Annotated in this window: 7 protein-coding genes; 3 read left to right on the top strand and 4 right to left on the bottom strand. The window is 37.2% G+C overall.

Going from position 1 to position 6307, the window contains the following annotated elements:
- Positions 1-343: 343 nt before the first annotated feature.
- Positions 344-931: a hypothetical protein gene (locus E2R51_RS20445; protein WP_133378721.1), complete on the top strand. Its 588-nt coding sequence runs from the start codon at positions 344-346 to the stop codon at positions 929-931.
- A gap of 284 nt (positions 932-1215) precedes the next feature.
- The gene (gene repM / locus E2R51_RS20440; protein WP_102716611.1) at positions 1216-2172 is read left to right on the top strand and encodes a replication initiation protein RepM; all 957 of its coding nucleotides are present in this window, start codon (positions 1216-1218) and stop codon (positions 2170-2172) included.
- Between the two features lie 173 nt (positions 2173-2345).
- Here the strand turns inward: repM and E2R51_RS20435 are convergent, their stop codons facing one another.
- Both E2R51_RS20435 and E2R51_RS20430 read right to left on the bottom strand, forming a co-directional pair.
- Positions 2346-2786, bottom strand: coding sequence for a GNAT family N-acetyltransferase (locus E2R51_RS20435; RefSeq protein ID WP_133378720.1), 441 nt, complete (start codon positions 2784-2786; stop codon positions 2346-2348).
- A 185-nt stretch (positions 2787-2971) separates the two neighbouring features.
- Positions 2972-3394, bottom strand: a complete 423-nt coding sequence (locus E2R51_RS20430; protein ID WP_133378719.1) for a rhodanese-like domain-containing protein — start codon at positions 3392-3394, stop codon at positions 2972-2974.
- Between the two features lie 218 nt (positions 3395-3612).
- Here E2R51_RS20430 and E2R51_RS20425 point away from each other — a divergent pair, with 218 nt between their 5' ends.
- Entirely contained in the window at positions 3613-4482 is an 870-nt protein-coding gene (locus E2R51_RS20425) for a LysR family transcriptional regulator (protein ID WP_133378718.1), read from the top strand.
- Between the two features lie 256 nt (positions 4483-4738).
- On the opposite strand, the gene E2R51_RS20420 is transcribed toward E2R51_RS20425, so the two are convergent.
- Together E2R51_RS20420 and E2R51_RS20415 are read right to left on the bottom strand one after the other, a co-directional pair.
- Positions 4739-5878, bottom strand: coding sequence for a relaxase family protein (locus E2R51_RS20420; protein WP_077452077.1), 1140 nt, complete (start codon positions 5876-5878; stop codon positions 4739-4741).
- Positions 5868-6307: plasmid mobilization protein (locus E2R51_RS20415; protein WP_205703362.1), on the bottom strand; the 440-nt coding region annotated here is incomplete at its 5' end. The genes E2R51_RS20420 and E2R51_RS20415, both read right to left, overlap by 11 nt.

Here is a 6307-nt window from a genome sequence, read left to right as displayed (position 1 = left end):
TCTTGGACATAATAAGACGCACCTTAAAAGATTGAAGGGGGTTTGGGGTCTCCCCAACCAGCACACAAGAGGGATAGGATGTTTTTAGCGTAGCATAAAATAGCCCCCTTTTGTGACTGCTGGCTTATTTGTTGCAAATGACTGTCTGTACCTAGTTGGATTTTAATGTGTATACATATTTATTTTTAATGTCTATATATGTTTTACTTAAATGTCTATACATAAAAATAGTAATATCTATACATAAAATAATTACTGTGTATATATATATTCAAAAATTAGGTATACACATATAGCTGTTAAGGTATGATAGATACTATATTGAACATAATAAGGATCGGCCATGAGTGAGAAACAATACTCTAAACGTCAAATAAATATGATGCGTGTTAATGCATTAAGAAGTGCTTCATCAGAAGCTAAGAATATATTTATCGCTTATCTTTGCGGAGTTCATACTTTAGATTTCGATGATGAGGAAGCTAAAAATTATCCTACAGATTATTATGTTTTCAAACGAGTAATAGCCACCATACCAAATAGTGAATTACTCCATGATCAGATAAATACTTATAGAGCAGCTCAGATATTAAGGCTACTAGGTACCAGTGTTGATAATAAAAAACTCAGTTTTCTAACCGCTCATTATGATCCAGAAAGCAGTATGTCAGCCAAGGAGGTACTAAATATCATAGAAAAGGATTTGAATAAATATAAGCTGCTGTTAGATGCGTTTATCTGTAATAGTCATCGTAGAGCCATTAGATCCTTGCGAGTTCAAATGAAAAAAGAGTTTGGTATGACTAACGAAGATATGAAGGCTTATAAGTTATTTATAACTATACCTAGTAGTGTTTTACCTTTTGTTAAGACTTATAGGAAACAAGAAAAAGAGAAGAAATTAGCTAATTCAAATAAACCTCAAAGTTAGCTATATTTTTTTCTTATTTTTGTTACTTATCCACAACCAAAAGGTTTTTAATGCTTTTAAATGCTTTTAAATGCTTTTAAGTCCTCGCAAAGCCACGATATTAAAGGGCTGCATAGCCAATATGACGAGGTTTACCTGACAATATGACGAGGTTTACCTGACAATATGACGAGGTTTACCTGACAATATGACGAGGTTTACCTGACAATTAACGAAATTTATATTTGACTCGTTATAACGATATGCGTATATTACTCGTCATAAAGTAATAAAAAGGATTTTTTATGGCTGATTTAGTTGTTAAAACAAACCGCTTAAACACAGCTACACAGAACCTATCATTGTCTGAAATCAGGTTAATGCAACTGGCTATTGTGGATGCTAGAGAAACAGGTAAGGGGTTAAGCACTGACAAACCGCTTACCATATCAGCATCAAGATACGCTGAAGCTTTTAATGTCACAAGACAAACAGCCTATGAAGCCATATTGAAAGCTGAAAAGACATTATTTGATAGGCGGTTCTCATTTCTTGATACAGATAACCGAATGGTTAAATCACGCTGGGTTCAACGTGTTAAGTATCTTGATGATGAAGCATCAATTGAGGTGATTTTAACCTTTGATGTAGTTAACGAGGTCACACGTATAGATGGCTACGAGCAGTTTTTCACTCAATACCTACTTGAGCAAACCGCTACTTTGAAAAGTGCCTATTCGGTGAGGTTGTACGAACTGCTGGTTCAATGGAAGACAGCAAGAAAAACACCCGTCTTTGATATTGAGGTGTTTAGAGAACAGTTGGGCGTTAATTCAACCGATTACGAGAGAGTTTATGACTTCAAAAAGAATGTGCTAGACGTTGCAGTTAAAGAGATTAACGAGAAAACAGATATTCAGACAAGCTACGATCAAGTGAAAAGAGGACGCAAAATTATTGGGTTTAAGTTTGTTATTAAAGAGAAACCCAAAAAGACAGAGAATAACCAACGTGATCCTAATACATCAGATATGTTCATGATTGATGGATTGACTGATAAGCAATTGTGGCGTATTAGTCGGCATAAAGAGTTTATAAGTACATATAGTAGTCTTGCCAAAGGCGACGCTGGAAAGAGCTGGTCAGCATACAGCGACTTTATAGTCGATGAGATTAAGAAAGACGCCTCTAAATTCAGCAAAAAACGCCCTATACGCGAGTATTTAGATGGAAGCGAAGAAGACTATGATTTCTCAAGATAGCGAGAAAAACTGACTACCTAGAATAGTCTGTTATAGGCGGTTTTCTTATAACGGTCTGTTCTAGGTAGTCTATTAATAGGTCTAAGGGGCTTTTTAGGTGGTTCCGCTAGGGTATACCTGTAGAAACCTTTGCAGATTGAATGATCTCTAGTTACATAGGACTTAGGAATGCATCACACTGACCAGAAAAACCGATACTTTTCTTTATTAATTGCACCTAGCTTTTGATAAAATTTAATGGCAGAAAGGTTGTCTTTTGGTGTTTGCCACTGGATCGTATTTATATTATTTTCTTGTGAAAAAAGTTTAATCTTTTGCATTAACTCCATACCAATTCCTTGGCCTCTAGTTTCCTCATTCAAGTATAAGCAGTCAAGGTATAGATACCAGTCCATGTCCCAAGTTGAAAACTGTTTTATTACTGACATATAGCCTATTAGTTTATTATCTGATTCTACAACAAAGATGGTTAATGGAAGTGACTCTAAATTACTTAACTGTTGATGTTGTTTAGATAACACAAGCTCATGACCTTCGAAATGAGCATGGTCTTTCATTAATAATAATAGACATTCATGATCTTTAGCTTGCGCTACACGAATACAATATTCCATCTTAACTCCTAAAAACCTTACTTACTCATATAATCCAAAGTTTGGCTTACGATTCAAGCTCTTTGATTTCATTTGTATTGAAAATATGTTCAATAAGAAAAGTACCCACATAAACTGCCAATTTTTAGAGTATGTGAGTATAGCAACCACTACTATCAGCAGTAGTTACACTGAGATAGTTATTACTATTTTTGAATTTCTGTCACCCGGCGGTTAACAGGGTATCGTTCAAAATCTTCCCAGTAATGAATGCCACCGATCATTTCTTTTACGGCAAATCCCAGTGCTGATATTTTTAATCCTGCTTTGGTCGCGCCATTACAGCCAGGACCCCAGCAATAAACAACAAACAAAGAGTCTTTGTCATACATCGCAAATGACTCACTGTTAATTTCACTGTGAGGCATGCTTACAGCAGTTATTGCATGGCTCTTATCAAAAGCCTCTCTAGAACGTACATCTAATAATATATAGTTTTTGGTTTGTTCTTTTATATCCGCGTAAACATCTGAACAATCGGTTTCGCAAGCCAGTTTAGTCGAAAAGAATTCGTTTGCTCGTGGAGCTGGAGCAGCTTGGTAAGAAAATGCATTGCTATTGTTAGGCATAAGTATTCCTCGTATTATTCGTTGTGTTGGACTGAATCATATTGTTCGTCTTCAGTGGAGCTAAATTAGCGCAATTTGATTTCATTCAAAATTCATGATTTCTGAAGGCCATGTTCAATAACTATAAATGGTGGAATAATGAAGCAGGTATTAAATTTGCCTTTATACTGACTAAGAATGCGACTCTGTATTCTTCGAATCAATTAAGGAAGTTGACGTTGGAATTTTACCATTTACGCTCTTTTGTTGCCGTTGCTCAAACAGGCAATTTAACTAAAGCAGCAAAACGTTTATATACAACACCGCCAGCGATAAGTGCTCATATTAAAACGCTTGAGGAAGAGCTCTCCACCCCTTTATTTATACGCTCCCATAAAGGCATGTTTTTAACTGATAAAGGTCAAGCTCTATTAGAAAAAGCACAAATCACCCTAGATAGTGCTCTTGATCTAGTAAATTTAGCGGCTAATAACCAACATGAAATAATAGGAACATTCCGCCTAGGTATTAACTTAACTGCAAAGCAGATAAAGCTTCATGAGTTAGCCGAGAATCTACAAGAAAACTGTCCAGGTATTAGCTTGGATATTCACCAACAATCAACTGGAAAAACCCTTAATAACATTAAAGAAAATCGACTAGATGGTGGTTATATTTTTGGTGAGATTCCCGATGACTTTATTAGCGTAGCAGTTATGGAACAACAAATAACGACTATTGCACCAACAACACTTGATTGCAGTAAAATACTAACACAAGCAGATCTAAGTACGCAGCAGTGGATAATGATGGGCGACTATTGCCCTTTTGATACATTTTTAAAAAGAAAGCTAGGTAGTGGCGTACCCTCTGTATTAAAAACCAGTGATGACGGTACTCGATTAGAACTGGTAAGAAGTGGTCTAGGTGTGAGTTTTCTAGAAATGGAAGAAGCGCTTTTGGCAGAAAAAAACAATGATGTTAAGATCATATCAACATTGGATTTTTTTACTACATTACATTTTGTTGTAGCTAAAAGTAGAGTGGAGGAACCAGTAATAAACGCTCTATTGCAAGAAATTAGAATATTATGGGGTATAAAAATTTAGTGCGAATGTTGAAAGTCTCGTATTAAATTAGATTATGCTAAATACTAGCAGCTCAACGCCTATATAGTGCACTAATCACGAGTAGAATATCTACGTTTTGTACACCAAGAAGTACACTGTGACTATTTAAGAAAGTCAAAATATTGATATCATTAGCTTATAGCCCAAGATTCAAGTCCTCACTAGGGTACCAAACCAGTAAGGATGCCTAACTAATTTACCCTAGGGATGGTTTACTGTCAGTATGAACCTAAAACTAACGTCTAAAAGAAGGAGTATAGCTCTTTAATTGTTCTGCTCCCTTAGGATCTACGGCTTCCTCAACACTGTTAGTAACCTTCGCTTTTTGTATTGCCAAAGGTTCGGGCAAAGTAGCTTCCTTATATCGCTCCTGATGATATTGGGCTTTAATTTTAATTCCTTCCTCTAAATTCATCTTCTCTAATTGACTGCGATGAGTTTTATTAGGCTCACTGTAGTAGGTATTGCTGTTAATTTCTTGGATATATGGCTTAAACTCAATCCCCCTATAGTTTTTAGCAAACATACCTCCCGTAAGCCTCACACTCATAACCCTACCATTTTTGTCCTTTAGGTCCTCGTGTTTAACTGACACACTGGTTTCGCTATTACCCCGATTGACGTCAAGCCCCCAGCGCCTTAACGTGGTCAAAAGCGATTGACGAGTGATGACTACCCCTCTTTGAGACTCAAGCAATAACCGCCGTTTAAGCGCTTCTTCTAAATCACGACGGCTTTTGGGGTGTTGAATTGTTTTATCGTCTTCATCACTCTGTTTTTTTAAATAACTATTGATGTTAAAAGGACTTGGCCTTGGTGCATGGCTATTATAAGGATTAACTAAACGTTGTCTTTTAGGGTCGTTAGGATCACTCAAGGACTCTCCACGTATGGTCTTAACCTCTGCATTAACTATGTTCTTCCATGCATTCACCCGTCTTTGATCCGCAGGCTCATAGTACGGCTGAAACGATTTTCCTGTACGCAGCTCTTGGCAGGGTATGACGAAGTTTAGCTCCAAACGCCCAACTGGATTATTGTCATCAATATCCTTGTCTGCATGTTCTACCCATAGAATGTCGTACTGATCTGGCTCTAACCCACAAAATATAACCTTTTCAAACTCTTGCATAATGCGCTTTTTGTCATCCTCGCTTATCTCATCGGCACGCTCACTAAACGATAAGTAGCCAGACTTGTATTTGGACTTATGCACCGTAGTATCAATTAGGTGCTCAGTAAGCACAGGATCGCCGTAGAGCACTTTTGCGTGCTTTCGAGGTACTAGGGTACCATCAGATCCTTTCTCTTTAAGAAGGTAGTTTAAAACGCCGCTGGCTTTGCCTTTACCATGACTTGAAAACTTAACGATCATGATTCTCCCTCGCTGACCTTTTTGAGGCCTGTATACTCGACTCGATTAACAGATGCATCTGCTCACGTATCGCTTTTATTTCATGCAATACTTGAGCATCTACCTGTCTTTCTGTGTTCACATGACGAGTTAACTGATTTAAGTTACTGCCTATACGGCCCAGCTGACGCACTAACTCTGGATCAACTGGCTTTACAGGTGTCACCCCTAAAGCAATATCTCTTAGCCAGCTTGCAACCGTACTTCCTCTATTTCTTTTTTTCAGTTCTAAAAGCTCATAGTCGTTCACTCGAATAGATATCTCACGATTACGTTTGGCTCTCTTATCTAAATTAATAGAACTGTTCTTGGACATAATAAGACGCACCTTAAAAGATTGAAGGGGGTTTGGGGTCTCCCCAACCAGCACACAAGAGGGATAGGATGTTT

Source organism: Jeotgalibacillus sp. S-D1 (assembly GCF_004358665.1).
Lineage (GTDB): Bacteria > Bacillota > Bacilli > Bacillales > Jeotgalibacillaceae > Jeotgalibacillus.
The sequence above is the reverse complement of the archived record's forward strand: the minus strand, read 5'-3'. Positions and strand labels throughout refer to the sequence as shown.